This is a genomic window from Bartonella mastomydis (assembly GCF_900185775.1).
GTDB classification, from domain to species: Bacteria; Pseudomonadota; Alphaproteobacteria; order Rhizobiales; family Rhizobiaceae; genus Bartonella; species Bartonella elizabethae.
The window spans coordinates 574,045-596,223 of record NZ_LT883137.1 but is presented as its reverse complement, the minus strand read 5'-3'; the positions used below and the strand labels follow the sequence as shown (position 1 = coordinate 596,223).

Annotated in this window: 13 protein-coding genes and 3 tRNA genes; 8 read left to right on the top strand and 8 right to left on the bottom strand. The window is 37.3% G+C overall.

Going from position 1 to position 22,179, the window contains the following annotated elements; translation table 11 throughout:
• Positions 1-79: 79 nt before the first annotated feature.
• The 4 genes from FJG96_RS03220 to rplU all read right to left on the bottom strand — a co-directional run bounded on the left by FJG96_RS03220 (position 80) and on the right by rplU (position 5,293).
• A tRNA-Ser gene (locus tag FJG96_RS03220) sits at positions 80-169 on the bottom strand.
• Positions 170-595: 426 nt separating this feature from the next.
• Positions 596-3,127 carry a phosphoenolpyruvate--protein phosphotransferase gene (ptsP, locus tag FJG96_RS03215; RefSeq protein ID WP_139412701.1) on the bottom strand — a complete coding sequence of 844 codons (2,532 nt, stop codon included), beginning with the start codon at positions 3,125-3,127 and terminating at the stop codon, positions 596-598.
• A gap of 1,407 nt (positions 3,128-4,534) precedes the next feature.
• The gene (gene rpmA / locus FJG96_RS03210; RefSeq protein ID WP_139412700.1) at positions 4,535-4,804 is read right to left on the bottom strand and encodes a 50S ribosomal protein L27; all 270 of its coding nucleotides are present in this window, start codon (positions 4,802-4,804) and stop codon (positions 4,535-4,537) included.
• Positions 4,805-4,816: 12 nt separating this feature from the next.
• Complete coding sequence (rplU, locus tag FJG96_RS03205) at positions 4,817-5,293, bottom strand: 50S ribosomal protein L21 (RefSeq protein WP_139412699.1); 477 nt, start codon at positions 5,291-5,293, stop codon at positions 4,817-4,819.
• Positions 5,294-5,581: 288 nt separating this feature from the next.
• Between rplU and FJG96_RS03200 the strand changes: the two genes are divergently transcribed.
• A tRNA-Ser gene (locus FJG96_RS03200) sits at positions 5,582-5,671 on the top strand.
• Positions 5,672-6,451: 780 nt separating this feature from the next.
• Here the strand turns inward: FJG96_RS03200 and pgi are convergent.
• From pgi to FJG96_RS03180, 3 genes are all read right to left on the bottom strand, one after another.
• A complete protein-coding gene (pgi, locus tag FJG96_RS03190; protein WP_139412698.1) occupies positions 6,452-8,116 on the bottom strand; it encodes a glucose-6-phosphate isomerase in 1,665 nt (554 codons plus the stop codon).
• Between the two features lie 187 nt (positions 8,117-8,303).
• Entirely contained in the window at positions 8,304-11,441 is a 3,138-nt protein-coding gene (locus tag FJG96_RS03185) for an efflux RND transporter permease subunit (protein WP_139412697.1), read from the bottom strand.
• 29 nt (positions 11,442-11,470) lie between these two features.
• The gene (locus tag FJG96_RS03180; protein WP_139412696.1) at positions 11,471-12,577 is read right to left on the bottom strand and encodes an efflux RND transporter periplasmic adaptor subunit; all 1,107 of its coding nucleotides are present in this window, start codon (positions 12,575-12,577) and stop codon (positions 11,471-11,473) included.
• A 366-nt stretch (positions 12,578-12,943) separates the two neighbouring features.
• Between FJG96_RS03180 and FJG96_RS03175 the strand changes: the two genes are divergently transcribed.
• The 4 genes from FJG96_RS03175 (at position 12,944) to FJG96_RS03160 (ending at position 17,772) form a co-directional block, all read left to right on the top strand.
• Positions 12,944-13,020, top strand: a tRNA-Arg gene (locus FJG96_RS03175).
• A gap of 776 nt (positions 13,021-13,796) precedes the next feature.
• On the top strand, positions 13,797-15,467 hold the full coding sequence (locus FJG96_RS03170; protein ID WP_139412695.1) for a formate--tetrahydrofolate ligase: 1,671 nt from the start codon (positions 13,797-13,799) through the stop codon (positions 15,465-15,467).
• A gap of 185 nt (positions 15,468-15,652) precedes the next feature.
• Positions 15,653-15,886: a 30S ribosomal protein S21 gene (rpsU, locus tag FJG96_RS03165; protein ID WP_005774473.1), complete on the top strand. Its 234-nt coding sequence runs from the start codon at positions 15,653-15,655 to the stop codon at positions 15,884-15,886.
• Between the two features lie 1,331 nt (positions 15,887-17,217).
• Entirely contained in the window at positions 17,218-17,772 is a 555-nt protein-coding gene (locus FJG96_RS03160; protein ID WP_139412694.1) for an SH3 domain-containing protein, read from the top strand.
• Between the two features lie 46 nt (positions 17,773-17,818).
• Here the strand turns inward: FJG96_RS03160 and irrA are convergent, their stop codons facing one another.
• Positions 17,819-18,331, bottom strand: coding sequence for an iron response transcriptional regulator IrrA (gene irrA, locus FJG96_RS03155; protein ID WP_139412693.1), 513 nt, complete (start codon positions 18,329-18,331; stop codon positions 17,819-17,821).
• A 233-nt stretch (positions 18,332-18,564) separates the two neighbouring features.
• On the opposite strand from irrA, the gene fabA reads away from it, so the two are divergent.
• From fabA to fabI, 3 genes are read left to right on the top strand one after another with little or no spacing between them, the layout of a single operon-like run.
• The gene (gene fabA, locus FJG96_RS03150; protein WP_139412692.1) at positions 18,565-19,074 is read left to right on the top strand and encodes a 3-hydroxyacyl-[acyl-carrier-protein] dehydratase FabA; all 510 of its coding nucleotides are present in this window, start codon (positions 18,565-18,567) and stop codon (positions 19,072-19,074) included.
• A gap of 57 nt (positions 19,075-19,131) precedes the next feature.
• Positions 19,132-20,352 carry a beta-ketoacyl-ACP synthase I gene (gene fabB / locus FJG96_RS03145; protein WP_139412691.1) on the top strand — a complete coding sequence of 407 codons (1,221 nt, stop codon included), beginning with the start codon at positions 19,132-19,134 and terminating at the stop codon, positions 20,350-20,352.
• 49 nt (positions 20,353-20,401) lie between these two features.
• Positions 20,402-21,220, top strand: a complete 819-nt coding sequence (gene fabI / locus FJG96_RS03140) for an enoyl-ACP reductase FabI (protein ID WP_005774468.1) — start codon at positions 20,402-20,404, stop codon at positions 21,218-21,220.
• Positions 21,221-22,179: the final 959 nt, after the last annotated feature.

Genomic DNA, 22,179 nt, shown 5'->3' with positions numbered 1-22,179 from the left:
AGATAAATAAAAAAATATATCAATAAAATCAAAGCAAAAAAACTTGAACTTTTATATATCCCATTGATTTTACGATTAATGGCGGAGAGAGAGGGATTCGAACCCTCGATATGGTTTCCCATATACACGCGTTCCAGGCGTGCGCCTTCAACCACTCGGCCACCTCTCCAGAAGTCTCGCACTATACCCAGAAAGAAATAACGTGCAAGCCTAAATTATACATTCAAAATTCAAAAAACGATTTTATCCATAAAAATAAAATGTGATACTTATTGATAACAACTCCCCCCTCTTTTTTAAAGAAGAAAAATTTTTGAAATCACAAGCATACCTGCTCTCTCACGGAAAAATACTCTCTTCAAATTGAAGATGCTACCCATTTTTTTAAAATAAAGTATTACGCACCATCACTAACCCGTTATCACTCATTGTATCTAACAATCAACAGGAATAATAACTGTACAATTCTCTTTTACTCCTTAATATTAAAGCATAGGATAGAATAAACTTTCTTCTAACAAAAACGATTTATAACATGGTTTTTGAGCGAAACTGCTAAGATTGTACGCGCTTTCTTCCCCTTAAAGCTCTCCTATCACCTTATATCATCTTTAAGAGCGCGTACAGCGCGTGCAGTTTCACATTGTAGTGCTTTTTGTGCTAAAATTTTCATCTCTTTAAAACTATGAGTTTGCAAACACGCCTTTACTGGAGAAATATCGCAAGATATCATAGAAAGCTCATTAATTCCCAATCCAGTCAAAATCATTGCACCAAAAGGATCTCCAGCGACACCACCGCATACACTAACCCAACATTTATGTTGTGCAGCTCCCTGAATAGTCTGATAAATCATACGCAAAACTGCTGGATCAAGACTATCAGATTCAGACACAAGATACGGATTTTGCCGATCAACTGCCATTGTATACTGTGTTAAGTCGTTGGTTCCAATTGAGAAAAAATCAACATGAGCACCAAATACATCTGCCATAATAGCTGCTGCTGGAACTTCGATCATAATACCAAGTTTTAATTTTGGTGCATCAATATCATTGCGGATTTCTTCTGCAATCTTTTTTATGGTAACAATCTCTGAAACAGACATCACCATCGGAAACACAATCCATAAATCTCCGCCCTCTTTTGCTGCTCGATACAAAGCACGTAATTGCGGAACCAAAAGATCGCGCCGACGTAACAAAAGCCGTGTTCCTCGAACACCTAAAAAAGGATTATCTTCCTTAGATAAATGTAAATGCGTAACCTGTTTATCCCCACCAATATCAAGCGCCCGAATAATTAATGGCTTATCTCCTACAGCTGTAATCATCGCCCGATATATATCAAATTGGACCTCTTCATCCGGAATATGCGGGTTCTCTAAAAATAAAAATTCTGTACGCATCAGTCCAATACCTTCAGCCCCCGAATCAAACGCAACAGGAACCTGATTTGCATAATTGACATTAGCCATGATACGAATTCTTTGACCATCTGTCGTTTGTACTGGTAATCGAGACGCACTTATCTCACTAACACGCTTTTGTGCAACACTATCAATATGCCTTTGAGCATCTTCAACATCTTCATGCGTAGGATCAAGGTAAATGAACCCGTTATCACCATCAATAATAGCCTGAATATCAGACTGAACCGTTAAAATATCATCACCTACAGCAACAACCATCGGAATACCAAGAGTACGCGCCAAAATAGCTGTATGAGAGAGTGGACCTCCCCATGCTGTTACTAATCCTTTTACTTTTATACCATCAAGTTGTGCGACATCAGAAGGAGAAAGATCATTTGTAACCAGAATAACACCACTTGGAATATCATTTAAAAAGAAGGATCTATAGGATGGATTTATTTCACCTAAAACACGACGACCAACATCAATTAAATTAACCGCACGTGCTGCTAATAAAGGATTATCCACCTTAGAAAACATATCTGAAAATTGCCGAACCGCTCTATCCCAAGACCAAGCAACACCATGACCTTCTGCTATAAAACGACAAGCTTGAGCTATGAGGTTTTCATCTTCCAGCAAAACCATTTGCGCAGAAAAAATCGCAGCAGAATCCGCTCCCATACGCACTGTAATATCAGAAATCACCGATGCCAATTTATGTTTTGTTTTTGTAAGAGCATTTTCAAGACATGCTGCACCAACTGCAAAATCAATTGGCTGGTCTATTATGGAAATATCATTTTGCCTTAAAACAAAAATCTTACCAAACGCTAACCCTGAACTTGCTCCAACACCAGAAATGCCTTTTTGCATGGAACGTGGATACCAACCATGAAAAGTCTTTGTTTGAGATTCTATTTCTCTTACCACGCATTTTTCACTAATACTCACCTTTTTTACAATAGCAATGGCATCATTGAGAAGTTGTGCTCCTTCTACAGCATCTGTAGAAAAAATCAGAACATCACCATTTTTTGCACCTAACTGTAATAACCCAACCAAATTTTTCATTTCAACGGCATATTGACCATGGCGAACTCTGATAGAATTTTGAATTTTTTTAGCAAAATCAACCCAAAGAGAAGCTGGTCGTGCATGCAGACCACTTGGATAATCTAAAGTCCATTCCTGACACACCGAAAGATCACCAAGAAAAGTGTTTTCTTGCTTTATATCCTGATAAAACAAAGTTGTAACAATTTGCTGTTTGTCCGTAGTTGTCGCAAGTACTTCAAGTTGTTTTTTATCAAATAAAAGAGACGTCAATTTTTTGCAAATGTCTCTATAACGATCTGGACACGCTGCAATGGCAATAATCAAATGTGCTTTCTTTCCATCCTGCCACTCAACACCAGCAGGAACCTGTATAACAGCAACAGCATCTTTGATGATTAAATCACAATTTTCAACCAAGCCATGAGGAATGGCTATACCATTCCCAAGCCAAGTATTCGTTATTTCTTCACGTGCAAGCATGCTTTCCAGATAGCACTTGTCAACTGCGCCAATCTGCACAAGCAACTCAGCAGCAGCATAAATTGCATCATTTTTATGATTAAAAGCAGCTGCAAGTTGTACAGATTTGATAGACAAGATTTCACCCTCGGTCAAATCTACATTCATTGCTTCTGCTTTCTCAAATCCCATCATGAATTCAAACTGCCTCACACTCGAATACAAATACCCCTGATAAATTTCATTTCAAAGCCCCATTTTCAAAAATAAAAGAGGTACACATCATCACGATTTTTTGTTTCACGTAATTCAATAGAGCTAAGTGAGGTGCTTAAATACCTCAATATAACCGATAAAACAATTGGATATTTCCCACGGGTAGCTTAAACTATCATAAGTAAATTTGACTCTTAACTCTTACTTTATAAGGACAAAACCTCAATTTTTACATCCCCAATTACCTGAAAAACTATGTTTTAAAAACGCCCTCTTTCTCCCAAGTTATTCAACATAACTTGCCATTATTCTCCCTATAAAAAAGCATCCTTACCAATTATCTGTAACTCAGCTAACATTTTAACTCTTCCTCCAAGTTGATTTAACCTACTGCCCCCTTTTATCAATTTATTACATTATTAAAAACTGCCCCGCACCTTACTATCTTTAAAATTCTGAGCAGCTCATCCTACAATACGAACCCCTCAATCATACAACATTGATACATTTTAAGCTAATCCTTTGCTTCAATCAATATCGCAAACACATAATGCTCTCTGTTACACATTTGCAAAGAACGCACATCCCCCAACACCATTCTCAACCACTAAAACTAAGAAAAATTCTAATAAATAATCTTATTTTCTAGGTAATATTTCGACAAATGAGATAAATAAAGCACAAAAATTAAAAACAATTACTGCCTTAACCTTAGCTCTTATGCTGATTTATTTTCAACTATACGCAATAAAGAGTGAACTTAGAACTAAATACTCTCGAAGATAACTGATTGCATATTGGTTGTTTTTATATCTTCAGCCCTTCTTAAAAATATAAATTTCACCCTCGATTGACTGAAACGCTTTAATACATATTCCCTTTAAAGCAGCTTTAATCATTCAGCCTTATAGATTTTTATTCCTTCTTTTTTTAAAAAATAATCTCACCTGCCCCCATCACCAGCACACATGCCTATAAAAGATTTATCTTTATCAAAATAATTGCATTAAATTTCTCAATAATTTTTCAAAAACAAATTGCTTCTTTTATAAAATAAATCACTCAGCACTTCTTTATGCATAAAAAGAAAGTAAACTCTTCTCGCTCTTATCATACACAAATTTATCAATAAATTCCATCATAGTATCAATACCTTCAATGCAAACACAACACAGCAAAAATTTTTCCCTCATAGAGAAAATTCATTTCCTCAATTCTACCTTTTTCGTTTTTCGTATACTTTTTAGATTCATCATAGTACCAATGCAAAAAGGGAAAGATAACATTCTATCTTTCCCTTTTAATGCTTAAAAACTACAACTGCAATTCAATGAAATTCCAAAATCCAATGACGCCCCAGTTGCTTCCTAGAGAAAATGCTACAGATTATTCTGCTGCCTCCACCATAGGGATAACTGAAACATAGGAACGGTTACCTGCTTTGCGTTGAAAAGAAACCTTTCCTTTTGATAAAGCAAAAAGCGTATGATCTTTTCCCATGCCGACATTGTCGCCGGGATGCCAACGTGTACCACGCTGACGGATGATAATATTCCCAGCAATAACGGTTTCACCACCAAATTTTTTAACGCCTAGACGTTTCGATTCTGAATCGCGACCATTACGCGAGGAACCACCAGCTTTTTTATGTGCCATAGACGCTCTCCTTTAATCTTTCTTACTTTTTGATGCTACAGCCGCTTTCTTCTGCGATGCAGCCTTTTTTTCAACCGTTTTCTCAGCCTTCTTCTCAACAGCGGCATTTTTTGTTTCTTTTGCTGCCGTTGCTTCCTCTTTTATGGGTTTTGCAGCTGCTTTTTTAGGCTTTGAACCACCCATTAAAATTTCTAAAACACGCAGTGTTGTAAATTCTTGACGATGACCACGCGTGCGTTTAGAATTTTGACGGCGGCGTTTCTTAAATGCGATAACCTTGCGTCCACGTGCCTGCTCTAAAATCTCAGCTGTCACCAGCGCATCAGCAACAACAGGGGTCCCGATAACTGCATTACCTTCTTGCCCAACCATCAGAACATCGTTGAATTCAACAACATCACCCGCATTTCCAATAACTTTTTCAACTTTTACCACTTGGTTAGCAACAATGCGGTATTGCTTACCACCGGTTTTAATGACTGCGAACATTTTTTATCCTTCCGTTCACTCCAGCTCTTATTTAATTTTTACCTTGAAATAAGGGAAAATAGGCTGCTTTTTATCAGTCGTAATCAACTTTAAAGAAGGATAAAACCTTCCCTAACACAAATATGCGCAGATTCCTCCACGCTGATATTCTACCTATATGAAGGAATTTCTATTCTCTGTCAATAAAGTCCCATAAAAAAGAAAAAAAGGTTGTACCCAAAACAATTGAAGGTTATCTACCCATCATAGGCACTACTTAAATAGTGCGCATTTTGTTGCACTTCATATGGAGAGGTGGCTGAGTGGTTGAAAGCACCGCACTCGAAATGCGGCATAGGGGTAACTCTATCGAGGGTTCAAATCCCTCTCTCTCCGCCATTGATTTAAAACGATCTTGTCTATGCTCAGTATAGTATAATTTAAAGCTTAGCACTTGCAGGATTTTTTGTTTGTAATTGACCAGTTCGCGCCAGTCTATATGCATCCCTAGAAATAGATATTAGATTCCCACGAGTATTATAATTTCTAGGCTTCTTCTCTTTCAATCTTCAGATTACCTAAACTGACATAAAATATCTCTTTAAATATTATTAAAGGATTTTTGCCAATCACTAACCTTTGATAGAGTTTTAGAAACAATAGTGATTATAGAGCTCTTTGCAATTCCGTTGATTAACAGGCTCAATGCGTTTTATCCGCATCAGAGGTTTTTATAGTAACAAGCCCCCTCAGCTTTTTTCATACAATGTGCGCACTTAGAATTAATATTATGAGTATTTATTCAAAAAATTTTATCTCTTCCTGTAAGCACAAAAAGGAGTGTAATAATTGAATATTGTTTATACAGCTCTTCCTTTTATTTCTAAGCCTTTTAAGTAAACAGATAGCCCCTGTAAAATAAATAAAGGAGCGCTAAAACCTATAAATATACAGAAGCTCTATAATGTAGAAAATGAAAAAAGTTTGATGCATATATGATGCACACACTGGCATCGCCTGCTAAAATCACCTCAGCTAAATTTTCAACTTTTGATTTTCTATTGCCAAAATCCAGTTCGAAAAATAAGGAAGCGTAGAATAAAATAGAGAATTGTCTTATTATTTCTCTCTTATTCTACTTTTGCTTAAGTTCGTACAAAATTTCTTATAAAATTATACTTATTTTGCGCGTCTTGCTTGAATATGGGCAAGCAACCCTAATGTTGAACTATCGCGATTATTCGCTTTACTTTCTCCACGAAGAATAGGAAGTAACTCATTTGCTAATTCTTTACCAAGCTCAACACCCCATTGATCAAATGAATTAATATTCATTAAAATACCTTCAACAAAAATACGATGTTCATAAAGCGCAATAAGACGACCAAGTGCAAAAGGCGTTAATAAATCTTGAACCAGCGTAATGCTGGGACGATTTCCTCTAAAACTTCTATGAAGTGCTAAATGATCTGCTTCACGCTCATCAACACCATTTTTTATCAAGATATGCCGAGCATCTTCAATACTACGTCCCTTCATCAAGGCTTTTGATTGTGCTAAACCGTTTGCCAACAACATCTCATACATAGAATGTAAATTTTTCTCATGCCCTTTTATAAATAAAATAAACTCTACAGGAATAACATCTGTTCCTTGATGCAGAAGCTGAAAAAAAGCATGTTGGCTATTTGTTCCTGAATCACCCCAAACAATTGGACCACTTGAAAAATTTAATGGTTTTCCATCCAACGAGACTTGCTTCCCATTTGATTCCATATCAAGCTGTTGTAAATAAGCTGGAAAATGTATTAAGCGCTGTGCATAGGGAATGATAGAGCGTGATGAATAACCACAAATAACACGATGCCAGAACCCTAAAAGAGCAAATCGAATAGGAATATTTTTATGCAAGGGCATGGTTTTAAAATGTTGGTCCATTTGTAAAGCACCATTGAGAAATTGGCGAAAGTTTTGCCCCCCTATGGCAAACATAACAACAAGTCCAATGGCAGACCAAATTGAATAACGTCCTCCAACCCAATTCCAAAATTTAAAAACTCTTGTGAAATCTATGCCAAATTCTGCTACTTTATCAAGCGCACTCGAAACAGCAACAAAATGCGTGTGAATAGCTTCTTCCCCTAAATGTGAACAAATCCACTGACGTGCAACTTGAGCATTGACCATTGTTTCAGCTGTTGTAAAAGTTTTAGAAGCAATGACAAAAAGCGTTGTTGCTGGATTCAAAAGAGAGAGTGTATCAGAAATATGAGCACTGTCAGCGTTAGAAACAAAATGGCAACGTGGACCATCATGATAAGGTTTTAAAGCATAGGTGACCATTGCAGGACCAAGATCAGAGCCCCCAATACCAATATTAACAATATCCCTTATTCTCTTTCCACTACTTCCCTTATAGCTGCCATCACGCACCTTTTCAGAAAATCTCTCCATATCTTTAAGGACGTCTTGAATATCGCCAATAAGATTATGACCATCCAGCATGAAAATTTCGTCAGCAGGTAAACGTAATGCAATATGAAGAACAGAGCGTTTTTCAGTTGTATTAATGGCTTGGCCCGAAAACATTGCATCACGCCGACCCAACACATCTGCTGCGACAGCTAAATCATCTAGAAGTTGCAATGTTTTAAATGTTACACCACATTTTGAAAAATCGAAAAGAAGATCATCAAGTCTGAGAGAAAAATGAGAAAAACGCTGGTCATCCTCTATAAAATGCTGACGAATATCATAGACTCCATCCTTTGCAGCATGTTTTTTTAAAGCTCTTAATGCGGCTTCAAAAGCCTTTTCATTTCGAATCGAAAAGCTATCTCCCATAAGCTTATCCTATACGATTATTGATAATGAAATCTCTATCCAAACAATAACAAAGCAAAAAACGTCTCCTCGATTGCTCGCTCTTTTCACTGCTCACACAAAAATGAAGGAATATAAAAGTAAAAAATAAAATCCAAAAGTGATACTTTTATAAAAATAAACTTTCAAATCTTCTCTACTCGAACCATCATTTAACTTGATTGAGTTCTTTTGTTAAGCGCAAATCTTCTTCTGCTTTTGATCTTATAAAACGCCCTAAAAAAAGATAAACAACCGGTGTAACGTAAAGCGTAAAAATTGTTGCTAAACCTAAACCACCAACGATAACCCAGCCTAAAGCTATACGAGCTTCTGCACCAGCACCTTTGGCTAAAACCAAAGGAATACCGCCTAAAATGGCACAAATCATTGTCATACAAACCGGACGCAGACGAATATTGGCTGCTTCTTCTACAGCTTCACGCACACTTCTTCCCTGATCACGTAATTGATCTGCAAATTCAACAATCAGAATACCATTCTTTGCCATAACGCCAATTAACAAAATTAATCCAATTTGACTGTAAATATTAAGACTCACACCACTCAAAAGCATAGCAATTACAGCACAACCAATCCCTAATGGAACAGTGGCCATGATAATGAATCCTGAAATAAAGCTTTCAAACTGAGCCGCTAAAACCAATAAAATAATCAAAAAGGCAATGCCGAAAACAATCATAAAATTGGAAGATGTTTCATGAAGTGTTTCGGCTTCTCCCAAAGGGACCACATAGGTTCCTTTCGATAACAAAGGAGAAGCAATTTTCTGCACAGTTTGGTAAGCTTCCCCTAAAGTGATACTTGGAGCAAGATTTGCACTTAAAATGACAGCACTCATGCGCTTTTCCCGTTTTAATTGGGGGGCGATAGCTTTTTCATGTAAACGCGCAATAACCGATAAAGGAACATATCGATTGTCTTTGGTCTTTAAAAAAATATTTTCTAAATCACTAGGACTTTTCATAGGATTTTTACGCGATATCAATTTAACATCGTAAGAATGATCATCCACGTTGATGGAACCAATCTTTTTACCATCCAACATTGCTTGTAATGTATCGCCCAAATTGGTGATATCAATCCCTAAATCAGAGGCTTTTTTTCGATTGATTTCAATAAAAAATTGCGGTTGTGTAGCATCAACAGTAAGACGTGGGCGAATAAAACGCGGATCTGCTTGTAAAGCACGTACCAACTGATCAGCAATAGGTTGTAATGTCGCATAATCATTGCCAAGAATTGCAAACTGTAACCCTTGCCCCGTTCCTCTCACACCTAGAGAATTTCCCTGTGCAGCAAACACAAAAACTGCTGGAAATTGCCTAACCTTCGCATTAACATCTTTCACAATTTCTTGCTGACTGCGTAAACGTTTATCCCAAGATGAAAGCAATAAAACCAAAAAAGCAGTATTGGGTGAACCGCCAATACCTGCAATAGAGTAATTATTAGCAATCTCACCTGCATCACGTAATGGCTGTAAACTTTCTTCAATTTGCTCTACCTGTTCGTTCAAATATTGTGTTGAAATACCTTGTGGTCCATTAATGACCAAAAAGATAAGGGCTCTGTCTTCTGCTGGCGTTAATTCCTGTTGCAACTTCGTATAGCCTCCAACGCAAAGCGCTGCAAAAACAAATGAAGCAAAAACAACAGTCCAAGGCTTTTCTAAACACTTATGCAAACTGTACGTATAGGCCTTATGAAACAAAGAACCCCATTTATATAAAAAAGTAAAATGATGATGGGCTTTTTCCTCTTGCTCCTCAGTATGTTCTTTAAGAAAACGTGAAGCCAACATAGGACAAAGCGTTAAGGCAACGATTGAAGAAAGCAAAATAGAAATTGCCAAAACAAAACCAAATTCTCTAAAAAGTCCTCCAACTTGTCCAGGAAGAAAAGAAATAGGGACAAACACAGCAACGAGAGTCAATGTTGTTGCGATAACAGCAAAAAAGACTTCACGAGTTCCTAACACCGCTGCGGCCCTAGAACCGATCCCCATATTGCGCCATCGAACAATATTTTCCAGAACAACAATGGCATCATCCACAACAAGCCCTGTTGCCAAAACAAGCCCTAAAAATGTGAGAATATTCAATGAAAACCCTACAAGGTAAATAGCGGCAATAGTACCAATCAAAGCGACAGGAAGAGATAAAGCAGGTATCAGCGTTACACGAATGTCTCTGAGAAAGAGAAAAATAACCAAGATAACGCTCAAAATAGCTATGACCAATGCAACCTCAACCTCATGAAGGGCGCTTTTAATAAAAATTGCATCGTCACTAATAACGTCTATATGTACAGAAGAAGGAACGACACTTTTTAGGTTATCAACAACAGCTCTTACGCCTGCAGAAATGTTAAGCGTGTTGGATTGTGCTTTACGCACAATACCTAACCCAATCCCTGTCTTTCCGTTGATACGAAGAATAACGTTTTCTATATCGGGTGATAAAGTTACATGCGCAACATCACCAAGATGTACACGAGGCTTTAAAACAACTTGTTCAAAAGATTCTGGTGTTGTTAAACGTGCGGTGGCGCGAACAACTAAAGTTTGCTTAGAATTGCGTAATGATCCTACTGGCACATCCGTTGTCATATCAGCAAGAACACGTGAAATGTCTGCAACAGTTAATCCATAACTTGCAAGTTTTGCTTGATCTATATCAATCTGAAAAATCTTTGTGCGCGCACTTGCGATCTGGACATCACCAACACCATCAACAGCAGAAATTGCATCAACAATCTGATCGTCTACAACCGCGGTTAAATCATCAATACTCATTGTTGGGGATGTCACAACCAAATACATCATGGCAGCAGCATTCGAATCTGCTTTAATGATCAAAGGGACATCTGCATTTTTGGGTAAAGAATAAGCAATGCGAGACAGAGCATCTCGAATATCAGATGCTGCTACATTCAAATCAACACCGACATTAAAATTAATCTGCACACGGGAGCGTCCAAAAGAAGACGTTGAAGAAATCGTCTTAACACCTGAAACGCGAGAAACAGCATCTTCTATAACTTTTGTCACTTCACGATCAATTGTTTCCGCCGACGCACCAGAAAACATCGTCACAACCGTTGTTACTGGCGTATCAACATCGGGTAATTCTCGCACATCAACATTCAACCATGCGGCAAATCCTGCAATGATGATCATGGCATTTAAAACAAAAGTAAAAACTGGTCTGCGAATAAATAAGGCAATGAGACCACCTTGCTCCGCTTGTGACATTGGCTGTTTTGTGCTCAATTCTTGGCTCATTGTATATCCGTTCCATAAACTACTGATAATTACTGTTGATGGGACTTTGGATCATCAATAATTACTTTACTTCCTGGATAAAGCATTTGCACCCCTTGAATGACAACTTGATCACCATTTGCTAAAGAGGCTTTCACGAAAACTTGATCTGCTTTATGCTGAATAATCGATACGGGTATAGGCTCTACTTTCCCTTCTCTCACACGCCAAACGAATGATCCTTTACTGTTCCATTGAATCGCAAGGGGATTAACAACAGGGAAAGAACCACCATGAAATTGCAAGGCAACAGAAAAGGACATACCAGACATGAGCGTGTCTTTTTCATTATTAATTTCAACCTGAGCATGAAGTGTGCGACTTTCTGGATCAACAACATTATCAATTGCATAAATATGACCAACAAAAGGCTTATCTGGCTGTGCTGTTAATGTTGCCATGACCTCATCTCCTTTATGGATACGCGATACATATCGTTCAGGGACCCATATATTGACTAAAATACGTTCCCTATTCTCAATACGTCCTATTACAGTATTAAGGGTCACGTTATTTCCCACATCAACAGGTAGAATACCAACAACTCCAGCGATTGGTGCATGAATTGTTCTCCGGTCGAGATCTACCTCAGCATTCCGTAAAACCAAATTTGCATTATCTAGCTCTAAGCGTGCCGTAAGTTCTTGCACTTCTGTTGCTGTATTGCTAGCTCGTAATTTAAGAATCCGCGAAAGCGTTAATGCGTTATTATCGCGTTGTACTTTTGCTTTTGCAGCCGCTATTTCTTCCTTTTTAGAATCAAGCTTTGCAATCACGTCTCCCACTTGTACTTTTGTACCAGCAGACACAAAAAGCTTATCAATAACACCTGATGATAAAGGGGTTAAATCTACTTCAGCAAGTGCTTTTCCACTCCCAATAACGTTAAGGTGTTCATAAAAATCTTGCGTTTTTACAAAATCGACGACAACATTTGTCGGTGGTCTTCCTATTTTTCCCTTTGAAGCTTTATGTGATATACTTGTTTTATCCACCATAGAAATAGGTTGCTCTGCACTCTGTTTTCCAGCCCAATAAACAACCGTTAAAACGATAATTAATAACATCAATGGAAAGATCTTTTTTAATAACGCCATACATCTACCCTTGCTGTATCATGCTTACCTGAAATAGTTTTCAACAGTCGTATCGGCGTTTTACACAAAAAACCAAACAGCAGGTATATATCGTACCCCCCACCGCAAAAACATATATCATCTCTGTCTGACTATCGTTCATAGACTAAAACGTCAAATTAACTATCGTTCATATTGCGTGGTAAGGTCACAGCAGAAAAATGACCCTATCAAAAATCCAACTGCATCCATAATATATTATAAGTTTTTTTTAATATCTCATAAAAAAGAGATTTTTTTTATTACGCAACCCAAGTTTCACTTGCATTTCTTTAATGAAACGATTAGGAACCCATTGTCTTAGACATATAAAAAATTGAAATGTGTGCACCCGTAGCTCAGCTGGATAGAGCACCAGACTACGAATCTGGGGGTCAGGAGTTCGAATCTCTTCGGGTGCGCCATCTATCAATAAGTTCAATATCTTACTCACAAACTCAAGCTCTTTAAATTCTTTTAATACGTGATTTATTTTTTGCTTGTCTTTAGTCTTCTTATGGCTTGTTGTTCCATTCTGTTATGAGTCGTTTCTTTAATCCTTTTGATAGAATGGGGTGTTTGTTGCCTTTAATTTAATCCAAAGGTGTTTTCATTAGCAATAATCGTAGTGATTGTATGAGTTGGTGGGTGTTGTTGCTTTTTTTTGCAATCTATGCGCTTGTTTTTGATTTCTTCTGGGTTATACTTTTTAACCAGTTGGGTAATTTTTTACGTGCTTATTTCTATCGTTTCCAGTAAGAAATCTTTCTGAACATTTCATTTTTGTTCTCCCTATTTTTAAGAGAAACTTTAGGTATGTCTCCATAAATTGCAGTTTTTACCGCCTTCTAAAATTCTTCCAGCAGGCTATCCAGAATAACAAATATAAGATATCAATATCGCTGCGTAAAAAGTTTTTAAATTAATATCGCCCAAAGACTTTTTTCTGATGTTCATCATGAGCTCATGTTGAGAATGATATTGCAGGCTGGCTAAAAACTTATCGAAACTGAAAATACAGAGTTTTTTCCCCAAAAAACGCTAAAACTCTTCTTGTGCTCTTTTAGCATTATCTCTTGCGCGATACATCATTGATCTCTATGCTATATCTTACGCTTTCTATTCTCTATGGTTTTTTTTCATTAATCCATAAAGTACAGATTCCAAATGTTAATAAAAGCTCCATTTAAAGAATTTTTCCATGCCTAAAACAGATATTGAAATTGCTCGCACTGCTAAAAAGCAGCATATTACTGAAATTGCACAAAAAATTGGTATCGCCCATGAAAACCTCATTCCCTATGGACATGATAAAGCTAAAATTTCTTCCTCCTACATAAAATCGCTTAAAAATCCAGATGGTAAACTTATCCTCGTCACAGCCATCAATCCCACACCTGCTGGAGAAGGAAAAACAACAACAACTGTTGGACTGAATGACGCTCTTAATCTCATTGGCAAAAAAACAATAGCCACTTTGAGAGAACCATCTTTAGGCCCCTGTTTTGGTGTAAAAGGTGGTGCCGCTGGTGGTGGGTATGCACAAGTCGTCCCAATGGATGACCTTAATTTACATTTTACTGGTGATTTTCATGCTATTACAGCAGCGCATAATCTTCTTGCTGCAATGATCGATAATCATATCTATTGGGGAAATACTCTAAACATTGACCCACGTCGCATTGTTTGGAAGCGCGTTCTTGATATGAATGACCGAGCATTGCGCGATATCGTTATTTCATTGGGAGGCATAACAAATGGTTTTCCACGCCAAACAGGTTTTGATATTACTGTTGCATCAGAAATTATGGCACTCCTTTGTCTTTCTGAAAATTTAGAAAACCTTACACAAAGACTCAAAAAAATTATTGTTGCCTATCGTTATGATAAAACACCCGTAACAGTGGCTGATCTTAATGCAGAAGGCGCAATGGCAGCTCTTCTTAAAGACGCCATACAACCCAATCTTGTACAAACAATTGAAAATAATCCTGTTCTCGTTCATGGAGGGCCTTTTGCCAATATTGCTCATGGTTGCAACTCAGTTATAGCAACAAAAACCGCTTTAAAACTCGCTGATTATGTTGTCACAGAAGCAGGATTTGGAGCCGATCTTGGCGCAGAAAAATTCTTCAACATCAAATGTCGGCAAGCAGGTATTGTACCAAATGCAACAGTGATTGTCGCAACGATTCGTGCATTAAAAATGAATGGTGGTATGGATAAAAATAACCTGACAGAAGAAAATATCACCGCTTTAGAAAAGGGAGCCGCTAATCTTTTACGACATATCAAAAATATGGAGCTCTACGGTATCCCTTGTGTTGTAGCGATTAATCATTTTGGCAGCGATAGCGATGCTGAAATAAGAACACTACAAGAAATAGTTGCAACAACTGGACACAAAGCTATTATTTGTAAGCATTGGGAACAAGGTGGAAAAGGCGCCGTAGCACTTGCACAAGAACTTGTTGCCTTAATTGAAAAGCAAGATTCCCATTTTAAAGTTCTCTATCAAGATGATATTCCCCTCATTCAAAAAATTAATTGTATTATAACAAAGCTATACGGTGGGCGTGGCGCCATCATCTCAGTTCCTATTCTTAAACAACTTGAATCTTGGGAAAAAGAAGGTTTTGGCACCTACCCTATTTGTATGGCAAAAACACCTTATTCTTTTTCTGCTGACCCCAAGCAATATGGTGCTCCTGTCGATTTTGAAATTCCTGTACGAGAAGTTCGTCTCTGTGCAGGAGCTGGCTTTATTGTTGTCATTTGTGGAGATGTTATGACCATGCCCGGCTTACCGCATTATCCTGCTGCTGAAAAAATTCATCTTGACAAAAATGATCAAATACAAGGGCTTTCATAAGTTTATAGCCGTAAACTCTACCCTTTATTATAAAAAGCATTTTATTACAAAAAGAATAGAATTTTAAAAAGCTATATAGACAAATGTCTTATTTGTATGATATAAGCCTCTGTCCTTTTAGATATGCCTTTAAAAGGACGTAGGTTTTCCTATCATTTATGACACTGAAAAAAGCAGGATAAATAGTGCAAGTACTCGTTCGTGATAATAATGTTGACCAAGCGCTGCGCGCGTTGAAAAAAAAGATGCAGCGTGAAGGTATCTTCCGTGAAATGAAAATGCGTAGTTATTATGAAAAGCCATCTGAAAGGCGTGCTCGTGAAAAAGCTGAGGCTATTCGTCGTACACGTAAGCTTGCTCGTAAACGTGCGCAAAGAGAAGGTTTTGTGAGTAACGGGCGAGCTGGTGCGATGAAGTGATGTGCTTTTGATGCATCATAGAATGACATAAGAAATAGAAAATAAGCTGCCAAAAGGCTTTATCTTTATAGGCAATTGATAGATTGCAGGGGATTATGGTTTTTTGTGTGATGTTGTCTAGGACTTTAGTTATATAAATTGAGTGTGTTAATTATCTACAAAGTGATAATTTTTTTATCATAGAGATGGAGTTTACTTCACTTTGTAATTTTTAATAATAGATAACAAACGGCACTTTCTTTAGAGATTTAAGCAATTTTTTCCTATGTAAAATGCGGGTTGAGTGCAAGATATTTTATTATCACTTTTCGCTATAACTCTTCTTCTTCTTTTTATCTCTTAAAAATTGTTTCTTATATGCACATCTGATGATGATTTTTTTTGTCCTTAAATATTCTGCATCTTTCGAAGATTTTAGTTCCGTTTGCAAAACATAAATGATTATCGCAATATGCGATTGTGTGTGTAAGAATATGAAAACACATAGTTCTTTTTCCCTTCACTTATGGTAATTAACCTCATAAAGCGTATTGAATAGTCCCTCTTCTTTCATCAAACTTTTTATACTGAGTTGAAACAAACGAAATTTGATAAATTATTGATTTATCATCATAAGTAATCGTCTTTCATATCAGCTAATAACTTCGCATGCAGCAAATTCCTTCAATATCCTCTCATATTGAATCAACTTTTTTGCTTGTACATCGACAAGCGGGGGTTGTCTGCAAATAAAAATGCTTTTTATAAACGCTCTAAATAATAGGAACGGTATAACATTGAGACCTGTGAAATAGAATGATGGTGTACCTGCTTATTCATGTACGGATAAACAATATCATTGTATAAGATCTTATATATCAACCTATTCTATAATGTTGCTCATATTTTTAAACTTAAATGCTTCATTCAGCGTATTCTTTTGTCCATTCAAAACCGTCTTCTCAAGCCAAATCATAATCCCTTTACTGAACAGTTTTCGTGTTCATAAAATGCATAATTGTACTTTTATTTCAAGAAACACTCTTGGAAAAAAGAAACAACATTGTAGCTCTTATTTCCTGTACAAAAACTGCTCTAACCACGATATATTTTGCTGTTTTAATATTTTTCTCACGCATACAACTCGCCAAAAATCCAATACTTATTTACAACTATCCCCTCATCAACACCCTAAGCACTCAGAAATTCAAACTTTTATTTGCCTCTTCTCGTAACAATTTTTTCATTGTTTAGATCTCGTTAACGGGCAATATGGCATAATTTTTATCAGCCTCCAATCTTATCTTCCAGATTTTAAATTACCCATATATGACGAAATAAAGGAGTTCAGTGTGCAAAATTCTCGTTGGTTTCGCGTTTTAATGCTTGCATGTATCTTAACAAAAGTCATTGTATTGAGTTCACCACGTTTGTTGCACGCACAAACCCTTAATCAAAATTTAGGACCTAGTGGTTTACCGCTTCCGCGATTTGCTTCGATTAAACCTACTCGTGTTAATGTCCGTGTTGGGCCAGGAAGCAACTATTCCATCATTTTTACCTACAAAAAGAAGGGACTACCTATTGAAATCATCCAAGAATATGATCAATGGCGCAAAATTCGTGATGCAGAAGGCGATGAAGGGTGGGTATATCAATCGCTTTTATCAGGAAAGCGAACGGCTATAACTATTCCATGGCAAAAAGATAAAACAAAAAGGCTAATGCTACGAAAAAAACCCACCGATAACTCAGAACTTGTTGCAGAAGTAGAGCCTAATGTCATTGGCAATATCCACCAATGTGATGGACAATGGTGCGAAATCACTCTTAATAATGCCCATGGATGGCTTCATCAACCTCAATTATGGGGGATTTATCCTGATGAAAAAATAAAAGGCTGGTGAATGCTCAAACGCATCAAATTTAATTTTTATTCCTTATTGAATATCCCTACTCCCTACCACAAGATTGACTTTTTGGTTTTAATCGCACGATTAAATCAACATGTGAAATTTCCATACCTTCTGGTGGTGTAGGCAAATTTCCAATAATGGGCAATTCTTCTAAATTGCAAGGAATATCAAGAATATGATTTTCACCTTCTATATAAAAATGGTAGTGATCAGAGGTATTCGTATCAAACCAAGTCTTCGAACCCTCTACGGCAATAATCCGTAACAATCCCGCTTCGGTAAATTGATGAAGCGTATTGTAGACCGTTGCTAAGGATACGGGAACACCCGCCCTCACCGCTTCCTCATAGAGCTCTTCAGCCGTAATATGACGATTTCCTTCAGAAAAAATCATATGTGCAAGTTCTAATCTCTGACGCGTTGGACGCAAACCATTTTCACGCAAACGTTTTTCTATCATAGAAGCGGAATAATACTGGACACTTTCTCCACATTCTTTTGTGGACTGTTTCTCTTCATTCATATCTAAATTGTCTGCATTCCCTGACATATTACAAACCAAAATATCTTCCTGCTTCAATAAGATAAAAATATAAAAAAATGGGAACAGTACGGTGCAATCTTGTATTCCATTTTTAAATAATTATCTATCTAGAATACATAAAAAAGGGCTTTTGTCATTAAAAATGATATAAAATCATTTCCCTCTCTTTAAAATTTGCTCTAAAAGTAGGTCGGGGAAAAGCGCAGAAATAAAGATATATGCAAATAAATGGAGTAACCATGGCTGAACAAAAGTCTCGCTACACTTATGAAGAGCTTCTAAGCTGCGCTCGCGGCGAAATGTTTGGTAAGGGTAATGCGCAATTGCCGGCACCGCCAATGTTGATGATTGATCGAATCACTCAAATCAGTGAAACTGGTGGAAAATACGATAAAGGAATGGTTCGTGCCGAATTTGATATTACGCCAGACCATTGGTTCTTTAGTTGTCACTTTATAGGTGATCCCGTTATGCCAGGATGTCTTGGATTGGATGGTATGTGGCAATTAACAGGTTTTTTTCTTGGTTGGTTGGGAGAACCAGGGAAAGGGAGAGCGATATCAACAGGTGAAGTAAAATTATCAGGTATGGTAACGCCACAAACCAAACTTCTTGAATATGGAATAGATTTTAAGCGTATTCGACGTGGAAATTTAGTCTTAGGAATAGCTGATGGATGGCTCAAAGCAGATGGAGAAACTATTTATAAGGCGAATGATTTGCGCGTTGCTTTATTCAAAGAAGATTGAATGTTATTTTCAGCAGAAAGAATTTTTTACTATTCTGTATGGAATAAGGAGGTATGAATGCGTCGTGTTGTTGTAACCGGAATGGGAATTGTTTCCGCAATTGGAAATAATCCAGAGGTCGTTTTAACCAGTTTACGTGAAGCAAAATCCGGAATTTCTTACGCACCTCAATATGCTGAGTTAGGCTTTCGTAGCAGAGTTTATGGTAAACCTGATATTAATATAGAAGAACTCGTAGACCGACGCGCTTTACGTTTTCATGGACGTGGAACAGCATGGAATCATATTGCCATGGATCAAGCAATTGCTGATGCAGGTTTAGAGCCTCATGAAGTATCAAACGAACACACAGGTATTATTATGGGCTCTGGAGGGGCTTCAACACAGTCAATCGTCGAAGCTGCTGACATTACACGCCAAAAGGGTCCAAAACGTGTTGGGCCTTTTGTTGTGCCTAAAGCAATGAGTTCTACAGCATCTGCAACACTGGCAACTTTTTTTAAAATAAAAGGGGTCAATTATTCAATCTCTTCAGCTTGTGCTACCTCCAATCATTGTATTGGGAATGCGTATGAAATGATCCAATATGGTAAACAGGATCGCGTCTTTGCCGGTGGCTGCGAAGATTTGGATTGGACACTCTCTGTTTTATTTGATGCTATGGGTGCTATGTCTAGCAGATATAATGATATCCCTCATAAAGCTTCACGGGCCTATGATGTCAATCGTGATGGATTTGTTATTGCTGGAGGTGCTGGCGTTTTAGTCCTTGAAGAACTAGAACTTGCTAAAGCACGTGGAGCAAAAATCTACGGAGAAATCGTTGGATATGGTGCGACATCCGATGGACATGATATGGTTGCTCCATCAGGAGAGGGAGCAGAACGGTGCATGCGCATGGCTCTTGCAACAGTCCACGATAAAATTGATTATATCAATCCCCATGCAACAGCAACGCCTGTTGGGGATCCTCCTGAAATAGAAGCTATCCGCCGTATTTTTGGAGCAGGTGATCAATGCCCCCCCATTTCTGCTACCAAATCTCTAACAGGGCATTCCTTAGGAGCCGCAGGTGTTCACGAAGCAATCTATACATTGCTCATGATGAACCATAATTTTATCTGTGAAAGTGCCCATATTGAAGAACTTGATCCAGCTTTTGCGGATATGCCAATTGTTCGTGAACGACGCGATCATCAACAACTGAATACCGTATTGTCAAATACTTTTGGCTTTGGCGGTACCAATGCAACGCTTATTTTTCAACGCTATGTATAAATGAAAGTTCTTAGTAATTGAAAAAAAATACGGTCTTACGGAGAATAATATGAAAGGTTTGATGGAGGGCAAACGTGGCCTTATTATGGGAATTGCGAATGACCATTCAATTGCTTGGGGAATTGCCTGTCAACTCGCACAAGCAGGAGCTGAATTAGCCTTAACTTATCAAGGAGATGCTTTCGGAAAACGTGTGCAGCCTCTAGCTGATAAGCTTGGCTGCAAATTAGTTCTAGAGTGTGATGTTGAAAAAATTGAAAATGTCGACGACGTCTTTGAGAAACTTGAAAAAGAATGGAAAACGATTGATTTTATTGTCCATGCTATTGGTTTTTCAGATAAAAATCAACTAAAAGGGCGTTACGTTGATGTTACAACACGTGAAAATTTTCAACGTACAATGGTTATTTCAGCTTATTCCTTTACTGAAATTGCTCAGCGTGCGGAGAAGCTTATGCCTCATGGAGGGGCACTTTTAACCCTTACCTATGGCGCTTCACAGCAAGTTGTTCCTAATTATAATATCATGGGGGTTGCTAAAGCTGCTTTAGAAGCTATGGTCCGTTATTTAGCGGCAGACTTTGGTCCGCAAAATATCCGCGTCAATGCAATTTCAGCTGGTCCTGTTAGAACCTTAGCGGGGAATGGTATTGCAGCTGCGCGTGCAATATTTTCACACCAACGACGTAATGCCCCATTACGTCGTACCGTGAATATTCATGAAATTGGAAAGTCTGCTCTCTACCTACTCTCTGACTTGTCATCAGGCGTTACAGGTGAAATCCACTATGTTGATTCAGGCTATAATATCATGTCTATGCCAATACTTGAAGAACTGAAAAAAACTGAAGATTCCCAAGAAGGATAAAAAAATATCCAACTAAAAAATAAAATCGATTATCTGTAGAGTGCTTTAGTCGCATAATGATGAGTGTACTAGATTGAATCTCATGAAGACCAATCTATTATATATGATGACATACAATTCTTACTAAGGGAACATGAGCGATTGCAGAAAAAATCATGACGAGATAGCAAATGGCTTGTTTCAAAAATTTTTAATACCTCTAATGGCAGGGGTATTGCAGTTATTGCGCGTTCCTTTCAACTTTTCGAGCCAAGAATAATCCATATATTTCTCTCAAGCTAACCTTTATGAATATAACGCAAAGAACGTGTATACTCCTCTAGAAGGATAAGCAAACACAAAGCCAATTGGGTTATTATTATTGTTTTGCAAAGTGTTTTATAAAAAAACTGATCTATCTCTCCAATTCATTTTTCTGGAAAATTTTGTGTTTTATGGTGTTGTTTTTCTAACAAAGCCCATGTTTTTTCTACAGCTTGTAAATCAACATCAACCTCAAAGCCGCAACATATTGAGGGCAAAATTAAGGCATTTCGAGCTTTCTCTGCTGTTACAGCTTCTGTATGCTAGATACGTAATACCCTCCCCCCTATCTAGTATACAAAAGCTATTAAACGCACAAATAATATCGGAAATTGGATAATAGCAATGATATTTCTAGCTTAACTTTATATAAATAAGGTGCTACTCTCCCATGGATTTTCTACTATTCTTCAAATATTATTGTGAGAGGCGTTTAAGAAAAAATTAAAATTTCTCTTTCATTACATTAGACAAATATATGTAAGTAGAAATGATAGTTTATTTTCAAAGAGTTACTTAATAAGAGCCAAAACTTTTATATTTCAACTCTACTTCATAGAGAATCGAATGATATGAATCTGTAATTTTCTCAGATATAATAGTCTTATACAATCATCAATACAATCTATTTTATATTTCTATTTTTTACGATTGAA